Raw genomic sequence first — 18,329 nt, forward strand, 5'->3', positions numbered from 1 at the left:
TTGGAGCCTGCAGCCTGGCGGCGCCGAGGCACCGCCAGGCACGGCTAGGGGAGGGCTCTCCCTGCCGGCCCGCTTACTGCTCCAGCTTGATGTTCTGCACCTTGACCAGGTTCTTCATCTTCTCGAATTCCTTCTTGATCTCGGCCGCGTGCTGCGCCGGCGTGTTGCCGGACGGCTCGGCGCCGGCGGCGCGCAGGCGTTCCTGGAAGCCCTTGTCCTGCAGCGCCTTGACGGCGGCGTCATGCAGCTTGGCGATGACTTCGTCGGGCGTGCCGGCCGGTGCCACCAGGCCGTACCAGGCCGGATCGTTCGGCTCCTTCAGGCCGACTTCGGCGAAGGTCGGCACATCGGGCATGGTGTCGATGCGCTTGTTCCAGGCCACCACGATCGGGCGCAGCTTGCCGGCCTTGATGAAGGGCATGGAGGAGGGCAGGTTGTCCATCATGATGGGCACCTGGCCGGCGATCACGTCGTTCAGGGCCGGGCCGGCGCCGCGGTAGGGCACGTGCACGATGAAGGTCTTGGTCGCAACCTTGAACTGCTCGCCGAGCATATGGCCGAAGCCGCAGGTGCCGGACGAGGCGTAGGAATACTTGCCCGGATTGGCCTTCAGCACGGCCAGGAATTCCTTGTAGCTCTTGGCCGGGAAGTTCGGGTTGACGGCGATCACGTTGGCCACGTTGGCCAGGTTGGTGATGGGCTTGAAGTCCTTGATCGGGTCGAACGGCAGGCGCGGGTTGCAGGCGGGGTTGACCGCCATGGTCGACACGGTCGAGATGCCGATGGTGTAGCCGTCCGGCGCCGCCTTGGCGATCGCGTCGGCGCCGATCGAGCCGCCGCCGCCGGCGCGGTTCTCGACCACCACCGGCTGGCCCAGGATGCGGCTCATCTGGTCGGCCGCGCCGCGGCCGACGATGTCGGTGGTGCCGCCGGGTGCGAACGGGATGATGAGGCGGATCGGCTTGCTGGGGTAGCTCTGCGCCTGCGCGAAGGAAGCGCTGGCGGCCAGCGCCAGGGCCAGTGCGATGTTGCTGTGCTTGTGCATGAGATCGTGTCTCCCGTCTGAGGTCCGGGCCAGGGTCGGGCCCGGGGTGTGAAAACCGGCGTGCCGCGTGCGCAGGTGGCGGGTGGCGCGCCGGACCTTTGTCATGCGCCGTTCGGTGCCGCGGAGCTGAGGTCCTGAATCACAAATTCGTGGACTCAGTCAGCCGACAAGCCACGCGATGCGTCGTCACGAATGCTCGCAAGGCTCCAGCCTTGCTGCGTTTCGTTCCTGGCCTCGCGCGTCTTCCCGACAGACTTAGTGCTTCCACGAATTCAAGACTCAGGACACTAGCCACCGAGCAGGCCGCGCTTGAGTTCGCGGTCGACCGGGTTGTTGCCCAGGTAGGTGCGCAGCACCGCCTGGTAGAAATCCTCGCCCGGGATCGGCCGGCCGCGCGGCGTGCCGTTGATGGCCACCACCATGCCGGTGTCCGGGGTGAAATCGATATCGATCACATCGCCCTTGTGGGCCGTGCCGATCAGGTTCATGGTGAGGCCGAACTGTGTCAGCCGGTCATGGATCTGCTGGCGCTGCGATTCGCTCAGGTTGATGCGCAGCCCCTTGTCGAGCGCCTTGATGAAGGTGTCGGGCTCGACTTCGCGCAGCGGGCGGATCTGCAGGCGCTTGGGCCCGCTGCCGCCCAGCACCATGGTGGCGTTGCGGACCTTCTCGGGCAGGTAGAGCGCGGCGACATAGCCCTTGTCGAGGAAGCCCGCGCGCAGGCCGGCACCATTGAGCTGCAGTGTCCTGCCGCCGACCCGGGCGGCGTCGTCCAGGCGCAGCCCCGCGATCATGCCGGCGCTTGCGCCGCTTGCCGCCAGGCACAGCAGCGCGGCCGCCGCGCATCGCGCGGCAAGCTGGCGGCGGCTGGCGCGCAGCGGCTTGGGAAGGGTGCTACCGGACGGCATTGCGGCAAGAAAGGTACGGCAAAGTGTGTCATGCTGCCGGAAATCTGGAACAATACCTATCCGTATCTGCCCTAGGGCGCACATTTCAGCAAGTGGCGTGCGCTCATCAGCCAAGGCCCGCCCCCCGGACCACAGCGGCCGCACACGGCCCGACCAGAACAATAAAGACAAGAAGGCCGACATGTCCTCCGCCTTGCTGCTGTTGCCCGACTTCAGCCTGATCCTGATCGGATGGCTGCTGGTGCGCTATACCTCGTTCGACCGCGTGTTCTGGTCCGGCGTCGAGCGCCTGGTCTATTTCGTGCTGTTCCCGGCGCTTCTGCTGCAATCGACCAACAGTGCCCAGCTGGATTTCTCCTCCACCTCGGCCATGCTCGGCCTGGGGCTGCTGGTGATGGGTTTCGGCATGGCGGCCGGCTACGCGGTCAGGTGGGTGCTGCGCCCGGACCCGGTCGCCTTCGCCTCCGGCCTGCAGACCGCCTTCCGTTTCAATTCCTACATCGGCCTGGCCCTGGCTGCGCGCCTGGGCGGCGGCACCGGCCTGGCCATGATGGCCCTGCTGGTGGGCTTCACCGTGCCGCTGGCCAATGTGGTGGCGGTGTGGGCGCTGGCGCGCCATGGCGAATCGCGGCTGCTCGCCGAACTGGCGCGCAACCCGCTGATCCTGGCCACCGCGGCGGGGCTGGGCACCAACCTGCTGGGGCTGCACGCGCCGGAGGTGCTGGCGACCACCTTGAACCGGCTCGGCTCGGCCTCGACCGCGCTAGGCCTGATCACCGTCGGCGCGGGCCTGCAGCTGCGCGCCGCGAGCGGCTCGGTGGGCGCCATGACCTGGTGGACCGTGGTGAAGCTGGTCGCCATGCCGGCGTTTGCCTGGCTGGTCGGCCGCCACTTGCCGCTGACCCCGCTGCAATTGCAGATGGTGGTGCTGTACGCCTCGCTGCCGACCGCCTCGAGCTGCTACATCCTGGCAGTGCGCATGGGCGGTAACGGCCCAATGGTGGCGGCCACCATCTCGGCGATGACGGTCGGTGCCATCGTCACGATGCCGTTCTGGATGGCCTTGCTGGTCTAGTTGCCGCCGGGCCCGGCGGCCGCTGCGCGGTCCTGCGCCAGGGCCCAGTCGATGTGCTCGCGCACCAGCGGGCTGGCGCTGTCCCTGCGCGCCGCCAGGGCGGCGCGCAGGCGCGCGGCGAGGGCGGCATCGCCGCCTTCGGCCGCGCTCGCCGCGCGCAGGCTGTTGCCCAGTCCCACCGCCAGGTTGCGCAGCCAGCGCTCGTGGCCGATGCGGCGGATCGGGCTGCCCTCCAGCCGCTGGTTGAATTCCGCCTCGCTCCAGCCGAACAGTTCGGCCATGTCCGGGGCGTCGAAGCCGTTGCGCACATCGAAATCGGGCAGCGTGGCGCGCCGCGCGAACTTGTTCCAGGGGCAGGCCAGCTGGCAATCGTCGCAGCCGTAGACGCGGTTGCCCATCGGCGCGCGCAGCGCCTCGGGGATCGCGCCCTTGTGCTCGATGGTCAGGTAGGAGATGCAGCGGCGCGCGTCGAGCCGGTAGGGTGCCAGGATGGCCTGGGTCGGGCAGATGTCCAGGCAGCGCCGGCACTGGCCGCAGTGACCGGGTTCCGGCGGGTCGGCCGGTAGCGCGATGTCGACCAGGATCTCGCCCAGGAAGAACATCGAACCGGCGGCGCGGTCGAGCAGCAGCGTATGCTTGCCGCGCCAGCCGAGCCCGCCGTTGCCGGCCAGCGCGACCTCCATCACCGGCGCCGAGTCGGTGAAGACGCGGTAGCCGAACGGCCCGATGGCCGCCTCGATGCGGCTGGCCAGCGCCTGCAGGCGGCTGCGCAGCACCTTGTGGTAGTCGCGTCCGCGCGCATACAGGGAAATCACCGCGGTGGCCGGGTCGTCCAGCCGCGCCAGCTCGCTGCGGCGCCAGCCGTCGCCGGTGCCGGCCGGCAGGTAGGGCATGCGGGCCACGATGGCGCGCACCGTGCCGGGCACCAGTTCGGCCGGCCGCGCGCGCCTGGTGCCGTGGTTCGCCATATAATCCATGTCGCCGTGAAAGCCCTGCGCCAGCCATTCCAGCAGCCCGGCTTCGGCATGGCTGAGGTCGACGTCGGCGATGCGCACCGCATCGAAGCCCAGCTCGGCACCCCAGCCGCGGATGGACTGGGCGAGCGCCGCCAGCCCGGCGGCGGCGGGCACGGTTGCGGTGCCGTGGCCGTCACCGGTCCCGGCCGGCGCGCCGGCGGCGCGTGAAGAGGAGGCGGCTGGCGCTTCTGCGACTCGGTCGATCATCCCTGAATTGTACGCAATGCCCCTGCTCGAAGAACGCTCCCTGCCCCTGCCCGACGAGACGGCCACCGCCGCCCTCGGCGCCGCGCTCGCCCAGGCGGTGCGCATCCTGCCGCCCCAGGCCATCCATGTGCAACTGTCCGGCGACCTCGGCGCGGGCAAGACCACGCTGTCGCGCGCCATCCTGCGGGCGCTGGGCCATGCGGGCAAGGTGCGCAGTCCCACCTACACGCTGTGCGAGCCCTACCAGGTGGCGCGCGCCGACGGCTCGCCGCTGACGGTCTACCACTTCGACCTCTACCGCTTCGCCGACCCCGAGGAGTGGATCGACGCCGGTTTCCGCGACTGCTTCGCGGAGCCGGCCCTGAGCCTGGTCGAATGGCCGGAGAAGGCCGGCACCCTGCTCGGGGAACCAGACCTGCATCTGTTGCTTCAAACGGACACGGCCGCGGCCGATATCGCAGCCGAGGGGCGCATCGCCTTGCTGCGCGCCTATACTCCCACTGGACTGACCTTGCTGAACGCATGCTGATCAAGCGACTCGCCACCGACCGACCCGATGGACCAGACGGCCTGCTGCCGGCCCGCCGCAAATGGATGGCGCAATGCCTGAAGGCGGGCGCCGGCACGGTGGTGCTGACGCTGGCCGGCACGCAGATCGCGCGCGGCGCCGGCATCGTGGCGGTGCGGGTCTGGCCCGCCGAAGACTACACGCGCGTCACCATCGAATCCGATGCGCCGCTGGCGGCGGTGCACCAGATGGTGCGCAATCCGGATCGCCTGGTGGTGGACGTCGACGGCCTCGACCTCTCGCCCACGCTGCGCGAGCTGGTGGCCAAGGTCACCCCCAACGATCCCTATATCCAGAGCGTGCGCGTCGGCCAGAACCGCCCGCGCGTGGTCCGCCTGGTGTTCGACCTGAAGGAAGACGTCACGCCCCAGGTGTTCACGCTGGCGCCGATCGGCAATTACCGCAATCGCCTGGTGTTCGACCTCTACCCGGTCAATCCGCCCGACCCGCTGTGGAAGCTGGTGCGCGAAACCGAGGACAAGCAGCGGCGCTACGCCGAGGCGGCGCCCCCGCTGGCGGACGGCACGGCCGCCGCCGGCGCGGGCGGCCTGGGCAGCGCCGCCATCGCGGGTGCCCAGGGTGCGGGCGAGGAGGATGCCATCGGTGCCCTGGTGCGGCGCTTCGACGAGAAGGGCCCGGCCGGCACGACGGCACCGCCGCCGCTGCCGCCGATGGCCGCGGCCAGGCCGAGGCCCGCACCGGTCCCGGCACCCGAGCGTGCTCCGTCCGCGCCCGCGGCGCCGCCGCCGATGGCGCAGGCCAATATCCCCGCCGAGCGCCCGCTCAAGATGCGCCGCCTGCTGACGGTGGCCATCGACCCCGGCCACGGCGGCGAGGATCCTGGTGCGATCGGCGCGGCCGGCTCGCGCGAGAAGGACGTGGTGCTGCAGATCGCCAGCCGCCTGCGCGCCAAGATCGACGCCCAGCCCAATATGCGCGCGATGATGACGCGCGATGCCGATTTCTTCGTGCCGCTCAACGTGCGCGTGCAGAAGGCCCGCCGCGTGCAGGCCGACCTGTTCGTTTCCATCCACGCCGATGCCTTCCTGTCGCCGGAGGCGCGCGGTGCCTCGGTGTTCGCGCTGTCCGAGCGCGGTGCCTCGAGCAGCGCGGCGCGCTGGCTGGCCAACAAGGAAAACTCCGCCGACCTGATCGGCGGCGCCAATATGAGCAACAAGGATGCACAGGTCGCGCGCGTGCTGCTGGACCTGTCCACCACGGCGCAGATCAACGACAGCCTGCAGCTCGGCAAGTCCGTGCTGGGCGAGATCGGCGGCGTCAACCGGCTGCACAAGGGCAGCGTCGAGCAGGCCGCCTTCGCCGTGCTGAAGGCGCCGGACATCCCGTCCATCCTGGTCGAGACCGCCTTCATCAGCAATCCCGAGGAAGAGCGCAAGCTCAACGACGACAGCCACCAGGAACAGCTGGCCAACGCCATCCTGCGCGGCATCCGCAACTACTTCGCGCGCAATCCGCCGCTGTCCAAGAACCCTTCGGTCTGATGATCTGAGGCGCTGAAGCCCTGGGCCAATCCCAGGACACCGGCCGGCCGTGCGTGGCACAACAAAACAAGACGGGGCGCCCAAGGGCGCCCCGTCCTGCATGCGGCCGGGGCCGCGCGGGAGGGTCGGATTCAGGCGCGCACCGGCGCGGCACCCGGGTTCCTGGCCTCGTCACGGTTGGCGTAGCGCGAGGCGATCACCGAGCAGACGATCAGCTGCAGCTGGTGGTAGACCATCAGCGGCAGCACCAGCAGGCCCAGGGCGGGGTGCCCGGCGAACAGGATCTTGGCCATCGGGATGCCGTTGGCCAGGCTCTTCTTCGAGCCGCAGAACACCGCCGTGATCTCGTCCTCGACCGGGAAGCCCATGCGGCGCGCGGTGAAGGTGGTGGTGCACAGGATCACGAACAGCAGCACGGCGGCCAGGGCCATCACGCTGGCGATCATCTGCCAGTGGTACTTGTGCCAGAGGCCGGCGGCGGTGGCATCGCAGAACGAGGAGTAGACGATCAGCACGATCACGCCGCGGTCGATCTTGTTGGTGACCTGCTTCTTCTTGGCCAGCCAGTTGCCGATCAGCGGGCGCGCAACCTGGCCCAGCGCGAACGGCAGCAGCAGTTGCAGCGCCACGCCGAGCAGGGCCTTGCCCAGCGGCATCGAGGCGCCGCTGGCGCTGATCACCAGGCCCATCAGCAGCGGCGTCACCAGCATGCCGATCAGGCCGGAGATGGTCGCGTTGAAGATGGCGGCCGGCACGTTGCCGCGTGCCATCGAAGTCATCGCCACCGACGACGACACCGTGGACGGCAGCGCGCACAGGTAGAACACGCCGAGCAGCAGCTCGGGCGGCAGCACCTTGCGCAGACCGATCATCAGCGCCACGCCCACGATGGGGAAGACCACGAAGGTGAAGCTCTGCACGAACAGGTGCAGGCGCCAGTGGCGCGCCCCGGCAACCAGCTTGTCGCGCGACAGCGCCGCGCCGTGCAGGAAGAACACCAGTGCGACACCGAGGTTGGTGACCAGGCCGAGATGCAGCGGACCATCACCGGTGCCGATCTCCGGCGCCAGCAGGGCGATGCCGATCGCGGTCAGCATCACCAGGATGAAGCCGTCGATCAACGCATACAGTTTCTTGAAAGGAAAGAGCAGGGTGGACATGTGGGTGGGGCGGCTGAAGATGGCTAAGGACGGCTAAGGACCGCTAAAGAGAGGGAAAGACGGACTGGGTGGTATTGAACGCCATCGATGTCTAGAATGCAAATTCATTTATCGAATCCATTGATGCATTAATCGTATGAATTACACCCTCCGTCAATTGCGTGTTTTCCTCGCGGTGGCCGCGCATGGCAGCTTCAGCCGGGCCGCTGATGCGGTCGGCCTGACGCAGCCCGCCGTCAGCCGCGGCGTGGCGGAGCTGGAAGACGTGCTGGGTGTGCGCCTGCTCGACCGCACCACGCGGGAGGTGGTGCTGACCGAGGCAGGACAGGCGCTGGTGCCGGCGCTGGAGCGCCTGCTGGAGCAGCTCGACGACACGCTGGAAGAAACGCGTCAGCTTGGCGAACGCTATCGCGGGCGCGTCGTGATAGCCAGTGCACCCACCATCTCGGCCAGGCTGATGCCGCTCTATGTGGCGGAATGTGCCCGGCGCTTCCCCGAGATCCGCCTGACGGTGCGCGACAACGTGCAGGCCGGCGGCCTCGAACAGATCCACGCCGGCGCGGTCGACTTCGGTGTGCTGGTCGACCCGCAGGCGCGCGAGGCGCTGACCATCGAGCCGCTGGCCACCGACCCCTTCTGCTTCGTCTGCCGCCGCGACCACCCGCTGGCGCAGCAGGCCACGGTGCCCTGGCGCGCGCTGGACGGCGTGCCGCTGGCCCTGCTCGACTTCGCCTCGGGCAGCCGGCCGCTGATCGACCGCATCCTGGCGCGGCACGGCGTGGTACCGCAAGTGGTGCAGGAGCTGGGCCACTCGGCGAGCGTGTTCGGCATGGTCGAGGCCGGTATCGGCGCCTCGGTGCTGCCTTCGCTGTCGCTGCCGCTGCCGGAGGCCTCGCCGCTGGTATGGCGGCCGCTGGTGCCGCGCGAGGAGCGCAGCATCGTGATGGTATGCCGCGAAGACCGCTCCTTGTCGCCCGCCGCCGCCGCGGTCTGGGACATGGTCCGTACCCTGCCGCTGCCGCAGGAGCCCGGCGCGGCGTGAGCCGTGCCGGGCCAGGGAGAGTGGAGGCCAGACGATGTCAGTCCTCGCTTACGTTTGCTCCGGTGCGGTGCTCAGCCCGGCTGGGCCGTGACCATCAACGCCTCCAGGGCGAAGCTGCCATCGGGCTGGACCCGATAGTGGCGGCTCACCTCGGCCGGCGCCAGCTGCCACAAGTGGCGGATCGCTTCGACGGCCACCGGCGCCGTGCGCATGCGCTTGACCCAGCTGTCGAACTCGATCTCGATGCGCCAGCCCGGCGACAGCGTGGCGGCGAAGCCGGCCTCGGCAAACATCTCCAGCCAGGCCGGGCCGGTGTAGTCGCGCACGTGCGAGGGATCGCGCAGCAGCTCGACCGACTGCAGCCAGGTGTCGCACAGCGGATCGGTCGAGCCGGCGATATCGATCAGCACCACCTTGCCGCCGGGGGCCAGCACGCGCCGCATCTCGCGCAGCGCGGCCGGCACGTCGCGCCAGTGGTGGGCGCTCATGCGCGAGATCACCGCATCGAAGGCGGCGTCGGCGAAGGGCAGCACCTCGGCCGCGCCGTGGCGCGTGCGGACATTGTCCAGGCCACGGTCGCGCGCGGCCTGCGCCACCACGCCCAGCATGTCCTCGGAGAGATCGTAAGCCGTCACTTCGGCGGCCACGGGCGCGGCGGCGAAGCTGGCATGGCCGGCGCCGCAGCCCAGGTCGAGCACGCGCGGACGCGCCAGCGTCGCCAGCTCGGCGGCCAGGCGCGGCAGGTCCGGGCCCTGCGCATGGACCGTGCTGGTGAGGTAGGCGCTGGCGGTGGCGCCGAACTGGGAGGCGACGAGTTCTTGTTGTTGCATGGCGGATTCCTGGATGGGGTTGCTCGGCGTGGCGTCCCGGCCACGCTGCGGCCTTGCGCATCGCATGGCCTGGAGCTACTGTAGGCAGGCCCGTTTCCCGGGACAAGTCGTCAATTTATCCTGGTATAAGAATCACCAGCCTGCCATGTCCCCACTGCCTTCCCACCCTGATGCCACAGGGTTCGATCCCGCGCCCGCCGCCGCCCCCGACGCCGCCCCCGACGCTGCCGGCGGCCTGCCCGGCACGCTCAGCCGTGAAGCCGCGCTCGGCGGCTTCCTGCGCGCCCACCGCGAGCGGCTGGCGCCGGCCGAGGTCGGCCTGCCGCCCGGGCGCCGGCGCCGCACGCCCGGCCTGCGGCGTGAAGAAGTAGCGCAGCTGGCCGGGCTCAGCGCGACCTGGGTGACCTGGCTGGAGCAGGGGCGTCCGGTGTCGTTGTCGGCCGGGGCGCTGGCCAGCCTCGCCGCGGCGCTGCGGCTGTCGCGCGCCGAACGGGCTTACCTGTTCGAACTGGCGGGGCGGCGGGATCCGCAGCTCGCCGGCGAGGAAGCGGCGCCGCCGGCGGTGCTCGCCAGCGTGCAGTCGATCGTAGGTCCTGCCTACGTTCTGGACCGGCAATGGAACGCGCTGGCCTGGAACGAGGCGGCGGCGGACCTGTTCGTCGGCTGGCTCGACGGCGCCTGCGGTGCCGACGGTGCCGGCACCGAGCGCAACCTGCTGCGCGCGATGTTCCTGTCGGCGCCGCTGCAGGCCCTGGTGGAGGACTGGCCGCACCGGGCAGCGCGCCTGGTGGCGGAGTTTCGTGCGCACAGCATCCGCTATGCCGGCGAAGCGCCGACGCGCGCGCTGGTCGAAGGCCTGCTGCGCGACAGCGCGGCCTTCCGTGCCGACTGGCTGTCGCAGGACGTGGAGGAGCGCCAGGGCGGGCGGCGCGGCTTCCGTCACCCGCGCCGCGGCCTGCTGCATTTCGAGCAGCTCACGCTGCTGCCGGCGGCGGCGCCGGGCCTGATGCTGGTGATGCTGCTGCCGGCCTGAGCCGGCCTGACCCGTTCCTGCCCGGAGGGTCCGGGGCAGGAACAGCCGGCGTTGCGGCGCCGCCTTACTTCGGCTGCATCCGGATCGCGCCGTCCAGGCGGATCACCTCGCCGTTGAGCATGGTGTTGTCGAGGATGGCGCGTGCCAGCTTGGCGTATTCGGCCGGGCGTCCCAGGCGCGGCGGGAAGGGTACCGAGCGCCCCAGCGCGTCCTGGACTTCCTGCGGCATGCCCAGCAGCATCGGCGTCTCGAAGATGCCGGGGGCGATGGTCATGCAGCGCACGCCGTCGCGCGACAGGTCGCGCGCGATGGCCAGGGTCATGGCCACCACGCCGCCCTTCGAGGCGGCATAAGCGGCCTGGCCGATCTGGCCGTCGAAGGCCGCCACCGAGGCCGTGTTGATGATCACGCCGCGCTCGCCTTCGGCGTTCGGTGCGTTCTGCACCATGGCGGCGGCGGCCAGGCGGATCATATTGAAGGTGCCGACCAGGTTGATGCGGATGGTCTTGTCGAACTGCTCGAGCGGGAGCGGGCCGTTCTTGCCCACGGTCTTGCCGGCGGTGGCGATGCCGGCGCAGTTGACCAGGCCGGCCAGCTTGCCCAATGCCAGGGCCGCCGCGACCACCGCCTGGCCATCGGCCTCGGAGGTGACGTCGCACTTGACGAAGCGGCCGCCGATCTCGGCCGCCAGCGCGCTGCCGGCGGCCTCGTTGAGGTCGGCGATCACGACTTTGCCGCCGGCTTCCGCCAGCATGCGGGCAGTACCGGCGCCCAGCCCGGAGGCGCCGCCGGTGACGATGAATGCGTTGTCGCGGATTTCCATTTGCTGTCTCTTCCTTTCGCTCTGGCGGCGGTTCGCCCGGCCGCTCGGTCCGTCGGATGTGCCGCACGCCGGGTCGGTGCCGGCGCGGCTTCTCGTCTAACGTTTACGTAAACGTCAATGCATCGGTATTGTACGGGGCGGCAGGCGCAGCGCAAGGGGGTGTCGCACGGGCACGGTGCGGGCGGCGACGAAAAAAAAAGCGACCCTTGCGGGTCGCTTCGTTCGCGGCGGTGCCGGCTTACTTGAGGGCGTCGAAGGCGCGCGCGGTGATGTCTTCCACGCTGCCCAGGCCCAGGATCTTGCGGTACTGCGGCGGAGCCACCTTGGCGGCGGCGTCGCCCTTGGCGGCCCAGTCCGAGTAATAGTCCACCAGCGGGCGGGTCTGCTGCGAATAGACGTCGAGGCGCTTGCGCACCGTGTCTTCCTTGTCGTCGTCGCGCTGGATCAGGGCCTCGCCGGTCTCGTCGTCGACGTTGTCGACCTTGGGCGGGTTGTACTTGACGTGGTAGGTCCGGCCCGAGGCCACGTGCACGCGGCGGCCGCTCATGCGCTCGATGATGGCGTCGAAGGGGACGTCGATCTCCAGCACGTAGTCGATCGCCACGCCGGCTTCCTTCATGGCCTCGGCCTGGGGAATGGTGCGCGGGAAGCCGTCGAACAGGTACCCGTTCTTGCAGTCGTCTGCCTGCAGGCGATCCTTGACCAGGCCGATGATGATGTCGTCCGACACCAGGCCGCCCGCATCCATCACCTTCTTGGCCGCCACGCCCAGCGGCGTGCCTGCCTTCACTGCGGCGCGCAGCATGTCACCGGTGGAGATCTGCGGGATGCCGAACTTCTCGCAGATGAACTTGGCTTGCGTGCCTTTGCCGGCGCCGGGCGCGCCCAACAGGATCAAACGCATTTACGGGTCCTCAGAGTTTTGAATCTGGTCAGGCGGGGGGAACAAGACGGAGGGTAGCGCCTGAACTTGACGCAGGGCTTACCGCGGGGCTGTTGCCGCGGGCCGCATCGGGTTCAGGTCAGGTGACGGTCGGTACGCCCGCGGCCCGCCGCAAGGGCAGGGGCCGGCGCCGCCGAACGGGCTCGATCTCTATCTCCCCACCGAGCCTTGTCCGGTCGCTCCCGGCGGCCGGCGGCTCTGTATGGTCAAGCATTATGCCACGAGGGCGCGGGAAATCGGCCTGCCGGCGGGAGTTAAGCTGTATTGACAGCAATGTTCCCGCTTGACAGGGCCCCGGCCCGCCAGGAATTTGCGCGCCCCCCGGGCGCTCAGGGCCCTTCCTGGGCCATGGCCTCGGCCCACAGCGCGCGCACGCGTTCCAGGTCGGCCCGGGTGTCGACGCCGGGCGCCGGGGCCGCGTCGGTCTGCAGCACGCCGATACGCTCGCCGTGCCACATGGCGCGCAACTGCTCCAGCGCCTCGGTCTGCTCGACCGGTGCCGCCGCCAGCGCCGGAAAGCGGCGCAGGAAACCGGCCCGGTAGGCGTACAGGCCGATATGGCGCAGCACCGGCATGGCCGGCAGCGGCACCTGGGCGCCGGCTGCCGGCTGGGTGGGCACCTGGCTCCAGGCATCACGTGCCCAGGGGATGGGCGCGCGCGAGAAGTACAGTGCGCGGTCGGCGGCATCGCACACCACCTTGACCACGTTCGGGTTGAAGACTTCGGCCACCTCGTGCAGCGGATGCGCTGCGGTACTGATGGCGCAGTCGGGATGCGCCGCCAGGTGCAGGGCCACTTCGTCGATCAGTTGCGGTGCGATCAGCGGCTCGTCGCCCTGCACGTTGACCACGATGGCATCGTCGGGCAGGCCCAGCAGGCCGACCACCTCGGCCAGCCGGTCGGTGCCGGTGGCATGGTCGGCGCGTGTCAGCAGCGCCTCCACGCCGTGCGCCGCGCAGGCCTGCAGCACGCTGTCGGCGTCGGTGGCCACCACCGTGCGGTTTGCCGACGACGCATGGGCGCGCTCGGCCACCCGCACCACCATCGGCTTGCCGCCGATGTCGGCCAGCGGCTTGTCGGGCAGCCGCGTGGACGCCAGCCGCGCCGGGATCACCACGGTGAAGGCGGGGATGCTCATGGCCGCACGCTCACTCGGGGTTGACCACGCGGCCGGGCACGGTCTGGCGTGCCTCGTCGGCCAGCATGACGGGGATGCCGTCGCGGATCGGGTAGGCCAGCTTGTCGGCGTGGCAGATCAGTTCCTGGGCGGCGCGGTCGTATTCGAGCTTGCCCTTGCACAGGGGGCAGACCAGGATTTCAAGCAGCCGGTTGTCCATCTCGGTGTTCCTTGGTGAGGCTTCCCGCCGCCGCTGCGGCCGCGGCGGCAGCCGGTGCGGCTGCCTGCGCGCGCGCCGCCACGGCGCCGCGGATCTTGTCGATCAGGCCCGCATCGATCACGGGCGTGGTGGGGACGACCCAGATACGCGGGTCGTCGAAGCGCTCGCATTTTACGGCATCCTTCTCGGTGATCAGGATGGCATCGGCGCTGCGCGCGGCTTCGTCGTCGGCAAAGGGGTCGATCGCGAAGTCATAGTGGTCGGGCAGCGGCAGCGTGGCGGGCGCGAGGCCGGCCGCGCGCAGGCTGGCGAAGAAGCGTTCCGGATTGCCGATGCCCGCCGCGGCCAGCACGCGCTGCCCGGCGAAACCGGAGAGCGGGCGGGCCATGGCCGGGTCGACCAGCTGCCAGGCGTCGCCGGGCTCCAGCCGCATGCCGTAGACGTCGGGGCGGTCCGGCGAAGCGCGGAAATCCGGGTCGTTGATCAGGGTGGCGTCACGCCGGCGCGACAGCGGTTCGCGCAGCGGGCCGGCCGGCAGCAGCAAGCCGTTGCCACCCATGCGGGTGTCGAACATGACGATCTCGAAGTCGCGCTGCAGGCGGTAGTGCTGCAGGCCGTCGTCGAGCAGCAGCACGTTGACGCCGGGGTGGCGTACCAGCAGCGTCTGCGCGCAGGCGGCGCGGTCGGGGAAGACCCAGACCGGCACGTCGGTGCTGCGCGCGATCAGCAGCGGCTCGTCGCCGACGTCGGCGGCCCGCGAGCTGGCGCTGACGCGGCGCGGCCGCTCCAGCTTGACGCCGTAGCCGCGCGAGACCACGCCGGGACGCAGCCCGGCTTCCTGCAGTGCCTGCGCCAGGGCGATCACCGCGGGGGTCTTGCCGGTGCCGCCCACGGTCACGTTGCCGACCACCACCACCGGCACCGGCAGCCGCGTCGAGCGCAGCCAGCCGCGCCGGAAGGCCAGCCGCCGCGCGGCGCTGATGGCGCCGAACAGCAGCGACAGGGGCCACATCAGCCAGGCGAAGCCGCCACGGCGCTGCCACTGGGCGGTGACGAAGTCAGCGAGATGGTGGCGTGGAACGGGCATGGTGCGGAGGGCAGGTGGGTGGAAGGGCGGATGGCAGGGCAGGTGGAACCGGCCCGCCCTGCCATGGCAAGGGCGCCGGCAGGCGGCCGGCACGGCGGCTCCAATCATTATGGGCATTGCGCAGCGCATGCTGCAAGCCCGCGGCCGGCGGGTCTCAGCGCGGCTGCTGGCTCTGCGTGGCGAAGGTCAGGCGCGGCAGGCCGGCCAGGCGCGCTGCCTCCAGCACATTGATGACAGCCTGGTGGGTGGCCTGCGCATCGGCGTTGACGACCACCACCGGCGGCTGGCCGCCGTTGTCCGGGCCGGCCGCACTGCGCAGGTGGTCGGCCAGGCTGGTGACATCCTTGAACTCCAGGATTTCCTTGTTGACCGCGTAGACGCCGCGCGCGGAAACCGAGACCAGGATCTCGGCCGGGCGCTGCCGGGTGCGTTCGGCATCGGCGGTGGGCAGCTGGATCTGCAGCTCGCTGAAGCGCGAATAGGTGGTCGTGATCATCAGGAAGATCAGGATCACGAGCAGCACGTCGATGAGCGGGATCAGATTGATCTCCGGCTCCTCGCGCCGCTGGCGGGAACGGAAGCGCATGATGGCGGATATCCGGGGCAGGCGGGGCGGGTGGGACGGCCGTCAGCCGCGCCGCGGCGGCAGGATCGCGTCGAGGAAGGAGGCGGCGCGGAATTCCAGCTCGGCCACGTAGTCGTCGACGCGGCGGCGGAAGAAGCGCCAGAAGATCAGCGCGGGGATCGCCACGATCAGCCCGAGCGCGGTGTTGTAGAGCGCCACCGAGATGCCGTGCGCGAGTTGCTCGGGGTTGGTGCCGGTGCCCCCCTGGCTGCCGAAGATCTCGATCATGCCGATCACCGTGCCGAGCAGCCCCATCAGCGGGGCGACCGAGGCGATGGTGCCGAGCGCGTTCAGGTAGCGCTCCAGTTCGTGGGCCACTGCCCGGCCGGCTTCCTCGACCACCTCCTTGGCGGCATCGCGCGTGGTGTGCGGCTGCAGCGCCACATGGCGCAGGCCCGCGGCCAGTACGCGGCCGAGCGGCGAACCCTGTTCCAGGGCATTGACCGCCTCCGGCGTGGCGCGCCGCTGCTGCGCCACCGCCAGGGCTTCGTCATAAAGCCTGGGCGGCAGCACCTTGCTGCGCTGGAGGCTCAGGAAGCGCTCGACGATGAGCGCCAGCGCCAGCACCGAGGCCAGTAACAACGGCCAGATCGGCCAGCCGGCCGCTTGAATGATGGAAAACACGTGGAACCCCGGAATCGACTGCAGCATGGCGCCGGCTCCCAAGTCCTGCGCCGGCTGTTATCAAAAAAATCAGGCGCCACTCTAACGCGCGCCCGGATGGTGGGCAAGCCGCCGCGGCGCAGTGTCGGGCCGGCGCATCGCCGCACGCGGCGCGCTTTCCACACGGGACAGGGACAGTCTTGTGGACGGATTGTGGAAAGCGCCCGGACAAGAGCGCTAAGTCATTGATGCCAAAGGGAAGAGGAATCTCTGCTTAAAAAATAGGCAGGCGCCTTCCCGATGCCGCCCGGGATGGCGGCATGGGCCTTTTCGCCCATCGCGGACCGCTGGCGGCAGCGCGGACGTGCCTGCCGGTGCCGTCAGGCGCCGATTTCCACATGGAAGCGGGACAGTGCTGTGGATCGGTTGTGGAAAGACTTCGGAGAAATGGCCTAAGCCTTTGATTGGAAAGAGTTTGTTTCATCCTGCCTAAATAATGGGCAGTAGCCGGCGCATCGGCGGCAAGACGATGCCCCGCGACGGCCTGCCGTACTTTCCACATCGCTCAGGGACAGTCCTGTGGAGCGGTTGTGGATAAGTTGGGGAGCGGAAACGTAAACCGTTGATTCCCAAGGCGGAAGCCCCTCCCGCTCAAAAATTGGGCAGTGCCTGCCGCGCCGCCCTCGGGGCCGGTCCGGATGCCGCAGCGATTCCCGTCGCCGGCCAGCAAGACGCTTTGAGGTATGTTTTGCGGCACTTGTTTGCCGATCCCCGGGCTGCGTCTCAGGGTTTTCCAGAGATACTGTGGATAACTTTGTGAACAAGCCTTGGGTGCGGCCGGTAAGTCGTTGACGCGTAAGGAATTTGCTTAACTTGCCTAATTTTTGGCTTGGGCGAATCCTCATAAGAATCAAGGGCTTGTCGAGTATCCCGCGGGTTTGCGGGAGATGCTGTCATATTTCGGTAGCCTACTTGACAGACCCGTTATGCTGTGGACATGTCCACTTCCAGCCGCTTGACAGGCCCCGAGCATGACCGATTTCCAGAACTTCCAGCGTGAAACGCGATCTCCCGCACCGGCCGGCGGACGCGAGGTGATCCCGGTCGGGGAGCTCAACCATGCCATTGCCTCGCTGCTGGAACGCAGCTTTCCCCTGGCCTGGGTGCGCGGCGAAATCTCCAACTTCACGCGGGCCGCGAGCGGCCACTGGTATTTCTCGCTGAAGGATGCACGCGCGCAGATTCGCTGCGTGATGTTCCGCGGCCGCAACCAGCATGTCGATTTCGCCCCGCGCGAGGGCGAGGCGGTCGAAGTGCGGGCCCTGGTCTCGATGTACGAGGCGCGTGGCGAGGTCCAGCTCAATGTGGAGGCGATGCGCCGCGCCGGCGTCGGCAACCTGTACGAGGCGTTCCTGCGCCTGAAGGAAAAGCTGGCGGCGCAAGGACTGTTCGATCCCGCGCGCAAGCGCGAACTGCCCGCCCACCCGCGCACCATCGGCGTGGTCACTTCGCTGCAGGCGGCGGCGCTGCGCGACGTGCTGACCACGCTGCGCCGGCGTGCGCCGCACGTGCCGGTGGTGGTCTACCCGGTGCCGGTGCAGGGCGCGGGAGCGGCCGAGAAGATCGCCGCCATGCTCGAACTGGCCGGCCGCCGGGCCGAGTGCGACGTGCTGATCCTGTGCCGTGGCGGCGGCAGCATCGAAGACCTGTGGTCTTTCAACGAAGAGGTGGTGGCGCGCGCGGTGGCGGCCAGCCCGGTGCCGGTGGTATCGGGCGTGGGGCACGAGACCGACTTCACCATTGCCGACTTCGTCGCCGACGTGCGCGCGCCGACGCCGACCGCCGCGGCCGAGCTGGTGAGTCCGGACCGCGCCCAGCTGCTGCGGCAGGCCGCGCGCGAGCGCGAGCGCCTCGTGCGCGCCATGCGCGCGGCCATGGACCGCCGTGCCCAGCACCTCGACTGGCAGGCGCGCCGCCTGCGCAGCCCGCAGGCGCAACTGCAGGAACACCGCGCCCGCGTCGACAACCTGGCGCGCCACCTGCGGGCCGCCCTGCAGAGCGGGCTGGTCGCGCGCCGCCACCGCCAGCAGCTGCTCGGCATGCGCTGGGCGGCGGCCCGTCCCGACGTGGCGCCGGTGCGCGCCGAGCTCGGCCGCCTCGCGCTGCGCCTGCAGGCCGCCGCCGCGCGCGGGCAGGAGCGGGCCGCGCAGCGCCTGCACCGCGCCGCCGGTGCGCTTGAGCTGCTGGCGCCGCAGCGCACGCTCGAGCGCGGCTATGCAGTGCTGCTCGATGCGCGCGGCAAGGCCTTGCGCGCACCCTCCGAATTGCGCGCCGGCAGCGTGGTGGAGGCCCACCTGGCGGAGGGCGTGGCCGATCTCGCCATCGCCAGCGTGCAGCCCAAGCTGTCCGACTTCTGAGGCGCGGCGGGGCGATCCGGAATGAAGGGGATAGGGACGCAGGGGCATTGCCGGGTGCGTTTGCGCGGGTCTGGCAAGTCCCCTACAATCTTTTATTCCTGACCCAC

18 protein-coding genes are annotated in these 18,329 nt (G+C 69.8%); 6 read left to right on the forward strand and 12 right to left on the reverse strand.

Translation table 11 applies throughout. The features are described 5' to 3' along the window. Positions 1 to 73: 73 nt before the first annotated feature. Both BKK80_RS04930 and BKK80_RS04935 read right to left on the reverse strand, forming a co-directional pair. The gene (locus BKK80_RS04930; protein ID WP_071011268.1) at positions 74 to 1,045 is read right to left on the reverse strand and encodes a tripartite tricarboxylate transporter substrate binding protein BugE; all 972 of its coding nucleotides are present in this window, start codon (positions 1,043 to 1,045) and stop codon (positions 74 to 76) included. Between the two features lie 287 nt (positions 1,046 to 1,332). Then, a complete protein-coding gene (locus BKK80_RS04935; protein ID WP_071011269.1) occupies positions 1,333 to 1,953 on the reverse strand; it encodes a chalcone isomerase family protein in 621 nt (206 codons plus the stop codon). A gap of 181 nt (positions 1,954 to 2,134) precedes the next feature. Between BKK80_RS04935 and BKK80_RS04940 the strand changes: the two genes are divergently transcribed. After that, positions 2,135 to 3,028: an AEC family transporter gene (locus BKK80_RS04940; RefSeq protein ID WP_071011271.1), complete on the forward strand. Its 894-nt coding sequence runs from the start codon at positions 2,135 to 2,137 to the stop codon at positions 3,026 to 3,028. Here the strand turns inward: BKK80_RS04940 and queG are convergent. Then, the gene (gene queG / locus BKK80_RS04945; RefSeq protein WP_071011273.1) at positions 3,025 to 4,251 is read right to left on the reverse strand and encodes a tRNA epoxyqueuosine(34) reductase QueG; all 1,227 of its coding nucleotides are present in this window, start codon (positions 4,249 to 4,251) and stop codon (positions 3,025 to 3,027) included. The two genes, BKK80_RS04940 and queG, sit on opposite strands and share 4 nt — an antisense overlap. Positions 4,252 to 4,267: 16 nt before the next feature. Between queG and tsaE the strand changes: the two genes are divergently transcribed. Both tsaE and BKK80_RS04955 read left to right on the forward strand, forming a co-directional pair. Continuing rightward, on the forward strand, positions 4,268 to 4,780 hold the full coding sequence (tsaE, locus tag BKK80_RS04950) for a tRNA (adenosine(37)-N6)-threonylcarbamoyltransferase complex ATPase subunit type 1 TsaE (protein ID WP_071011274.1): 513 nt from the start codon (positions 4,268 to 4,270) through the stop codon (positions 4,778 to 4,780). Further along, positions 4,774 to 6,321 (forward strand): N-acetylmuramoyl-L-alanine amidase, encoded by a 1,548-nt coding sequence (locus tag BKK80_RS04955; protein ID WP_071011276.1) that lies wholly within the window; start codon positions 4,774 to 4,776, stop codon positions 6,319 to 6,321. Before tsaE ends, BKK80_RS04955 begins: the two co-directional genes overlap by 7 nt. A 131-nt stretch (positions 6,322 to 6,452) precedes the next feature. On the opposite strand, the gene BKK80_RS04960 is transcribed toward BKK80_RS04955, so the two are convergent. Further along, the gene (locus BKK80_RS04960) at positions 6,453 to 7,481 is read right to left on the reverse strand and encodes a bile acid:sodium symporter family protein (protein ID WP_071011277.1); all 1,029 of its coding nucleotides are present in this window, start codon (positions 7,479 to 7,481) and stop codon (positions 6,453 to 6,455) included. Between the two features lie 136 nt (positions 7,482 to 7,617). On the opposite strand from BKK80_RS04960, the gene BKK80_RS04965 reads away from it, so the two are divergent. Continuing rightward, on the forward strand, positions 7,618 to 8,523 hold the full coding sequence (locus BKK80_RS04965) for a LysR family transcriptional regulator (protein WP_071011278.1): 906 nt from the start codon (positions 7,618 to 7,620) through the stop codon (positions 8,521 to 8,523). 71 nt (positions 8,524 to 8,594) lie between these two features. On the opposite strand, the gene BKK80_RS04970 is transcribed toward BKK80_RS04965, so the two are convergent. Next, the gene (locus BKK80_RS04970) at positions 8,595 to 9,353 is read right to left on the reverse strand and encodes a class I SAM-dependent methyltransferase (protein WP_071068658.1); all 759 of its coding nucleotides are present in this window, start codon (positions 9,351 to 9,353) and stop codon (positions 8,595 to 8,597) included. 145 nt (positions 9,354 to 9,498) lie between these two features. Between BKK80_RS04970 and BKK80_RS04975 the strand changes: the two genes are divergently transcribed. Then, entirely contained in the window at positions 9,499 to 10,386 is an 888-nt protein-coding gene (locus BKK80_RS04975) for an MmyB family transcriptional regulator (protein WP_084545481.1), read from the forward strand. 64 nt (positions 10,387 to 10,450) lie between these two features. Here the strand turns inward: BKK80_RS04975 and BKK80_RS04980 are convergent, their stop codons facing one another. The 7 genes from BKK80_RS04980 to BKK80_RS05010 all read right to left on the reverse strand — a co-directional run bounded on the left by BKK80_RS04980 (position 10,451) and on the right by BKK80_RS05010 (position 15,826). Next, positions 10,451 to 11,209 (reverse strand): 3-hydroxyacyl-CoA dehydrogenase, encoded by a 759-nt coding sequence (locus BKK80_RS04980; protein ID WP_071011280.1) that lies wholly within the window; start codon positions 11,207 to 11,209, stop codon positions 10,451 to 10,453. 238 nt (positions 11,210 to 11,447) lie between these two features. After that, complete coding sequence (gene adk / locus BKK80_RS04985) at positions 11,448 to 12,113, reverse strand: adenylate kinase (protein WP_071011281.1); 666 nt, start codon at positions 12,111 to 12,113, stop codon at positions 11,448 to 11,450. A 368-nt stretch (positions 12,114 to 12,481) separates the two neighbouring features. Beyond that, on the reverse strand, positions 12,482 to 13,291 hold the full coding sequence (kdsB, locus tag BKK80_RS04990; RefSeq protein ID WP_071068659.1) for a 3-deoxy-manno-octulosonate cytidylyltransferase: 810 nt from the start codon (positions 13,289 to 13,291) through the stop codon (positions 12,482 to 12,484). A gap of 10 nt (positions 13,292 to 13,301) precedes the next feature. After that, on the reverse strand, positions 13,302 to 13,490 hold the full coding sequence (locus BKK80_RS04995) for a Trm112 family protein (RefSeq protein ID WP_071011283.1): 189 nt from the start codon (positions 13,488 to 13,490) through the stop codon (positions 13,302 to 13,304). Next, complete coding sequence (gene lpxK, locus BKK80_RS05000; RefSeq protein WP_071011284.1) at positions 13,471 to 14,577, reverse strand: tetraacyldisaccharide 4'-kinase; 1,107 nt, start codon at positions 14,575 to 14,577, stop codon at positions 13,471 to 13,473. Before lpxK ends, BKK80_RS04995 begins: the two co-directional genes overlap by 20 nt. 154 nt (positions 14,578 to 14,731) lie before the next feature. Continuing rightward, entirely contained in the window at positions 14,732 to 15,163 is a 432-nt protein-coding gene (locus tag BKK80_RS05005) for an ExbD/TolR family protein (RefSeq protein ID WP_071011285.1), read from the reverse strand. Between the two features lie 42 nt (positions 15,164 to 15,205). After that, positions 15,206 to 15,826 carry a MotA/TolQ/ExbB proton channel family protein gene (locus BKK80_RS05010; protein WP_071016100.1) on the reverse strand — a complete coding sequence of 207 codons (621 nt, stop codon included), beginning with the start codon at positions 15,824 to 15,826 and terminating at the stop codon, positions 15,206 to 15,208. A 1,010-nt stretch (positions 15,827 to 16,836) separates the two neighbouring features. On the opposite strand from BKK80_RS05010, the gene xseA reads away from it, so the two are divergent. Further along, positions 16,837 to 18,222 (forward strand): exodeoxyribonuclease VII large subunit, encoded by a 1,386-nt coding sequence (gene xseA, locus BKK80_RS05015; RefSeq protein WP_071068660.1) that lies wholly within the window; start codon positions 16,837 to 16,839, stop codon positions 18,220 to 18,222. Positions 18,223 to 18,329 lie beyond the last annotated feature (107 nt).

Origin of the sequence: Cupriavidus malaysiensis, from assembly GCF_001854325.1 — a bacterium.
Lineage (GTDB): Bacteria > Pseudomonadota > Gammaproteobacteria > Burkholderiales > Burkholderiaceae > Cupriavidus > Cupriavidus malaysiensis.

Bases quoted from the DNA above. Each gene is read 5' to 3' on its own strand.
- BKK80_RS04995 (WP_071011283.1), bottom strand. From the start codon at position 13,490: ATGGACAACCGGCTGCTTGAAATCCTGGTCTGCCCCCTGTGCAAGGGC.
- BKK80_RS04960 (WP_071011277.1), bottom strand. From the start codon at position 7,481: ATGTCCACCCTGCTCTTTCCTTTCAAGAAACTGTATGCGTTGATCGAC.
- BKK80_RS04975 (WP_084545481.1), top strand. From the start codon at position 9,499: ATGTCCCCACTGCCTTCCCACCCTGATGCCACAGGGTTCGATCCCGCG.
- queG (WP_071011273.1), bottom strand. From the start codon at position 4,251: ATGATCGACCGAGTCGCAGAAGCGCCAGCCGCCTCCTCTTCACGCGCC.
- kdsB (WP_071068659.1), bottom strand. From the start codon at position 13,291: ATGAGCATCCCCGCCTTCACCGTGGTGATCCCGGCGCGGCTGGCGTCC.
- BKK80_RS05005 (WP_071011285.1), bottom strand. From the start codon at position 15,163: ATGCGCTTCCGTTCCCGCCAGCGGCGCGAGGAGCCGGAGATCAATCTG.
- tsaE (WP_071011274.1), top strand. From the start codon at position 4,268: ATGCCCCTGCTCGAAGAACGCTCCCTGCCCCTGCCCGACGAGACGGCC.
- BKK80_RS04940 (WP_071011271.1), top strand. From the start codon at position 2,135: ATGTCCTCCGCCTTGCTGCTGTTGCCCGACTTCAGCCTGATCCTGATC.
- BKK80_RS04980 (WP_071011280.1), bottom strand. From the start codon at position 11,209: ATGGAAATCCGCGACAACGCATTCATCGTCACCGGCGGCGCCTCCGGG.
- lpxK (WP_071011284.1), bottom strand. From the start codon at position 14,577: ATGCCCGTTCCACGCCACCATCTCGCTGACTTCGTCACCGCCCAGTGG.
- BKK80_RS04965 (WP_071011278.1), top strand. From the start codon at position 7,618: ATGAATTACACCCTCCGTCAATTGCGTGTTTTCCTCGCGGTGGCCGCG.
- xseA (WP_071068660.1), top strand. From the start codon at position 16,837: ATGACCGATTTCCAGAACTTCCAGCGTGAAACGCGATCTCCCGCACCG.
- adk (WP_071011281.1), bottom strand. From the start codon at position 12,113: ATGCGTTTGATCCTGTTGGGCGCGCCCGGCGCCGGCAAAGGCACGCAA.
- BKK80_RS04955 (WP_071011276.1), top strand. From the start codon at position 4,774: ATGCTGATCAAGCGACTCGCCACCGACCGACCCGATGGACCAGACGGC.
- BKK80_RS04935 (WP_071011269.1), bottom strand. From the start codon at position 1,953: ATGCCGTCCGGTAGCACCCTTCCCAAGCCGCTGCGCGCCAGCCGCCGC.
- BKK80_RS04970 (WP_071068658.1), bottom strand. From the start codon at position 9,353: ATGCAACAACAAGAACTCGTCGCCTCCCAGTTCGGCGCCACCGCCAGC.
- BKK80_RS04930 (WP_071011268.1), bottom strand. From the start codon at position 1,045: ATGCACAAGCACAGCAACATCGCACTGGCCCTGGCGCTGGCCGCCAGC.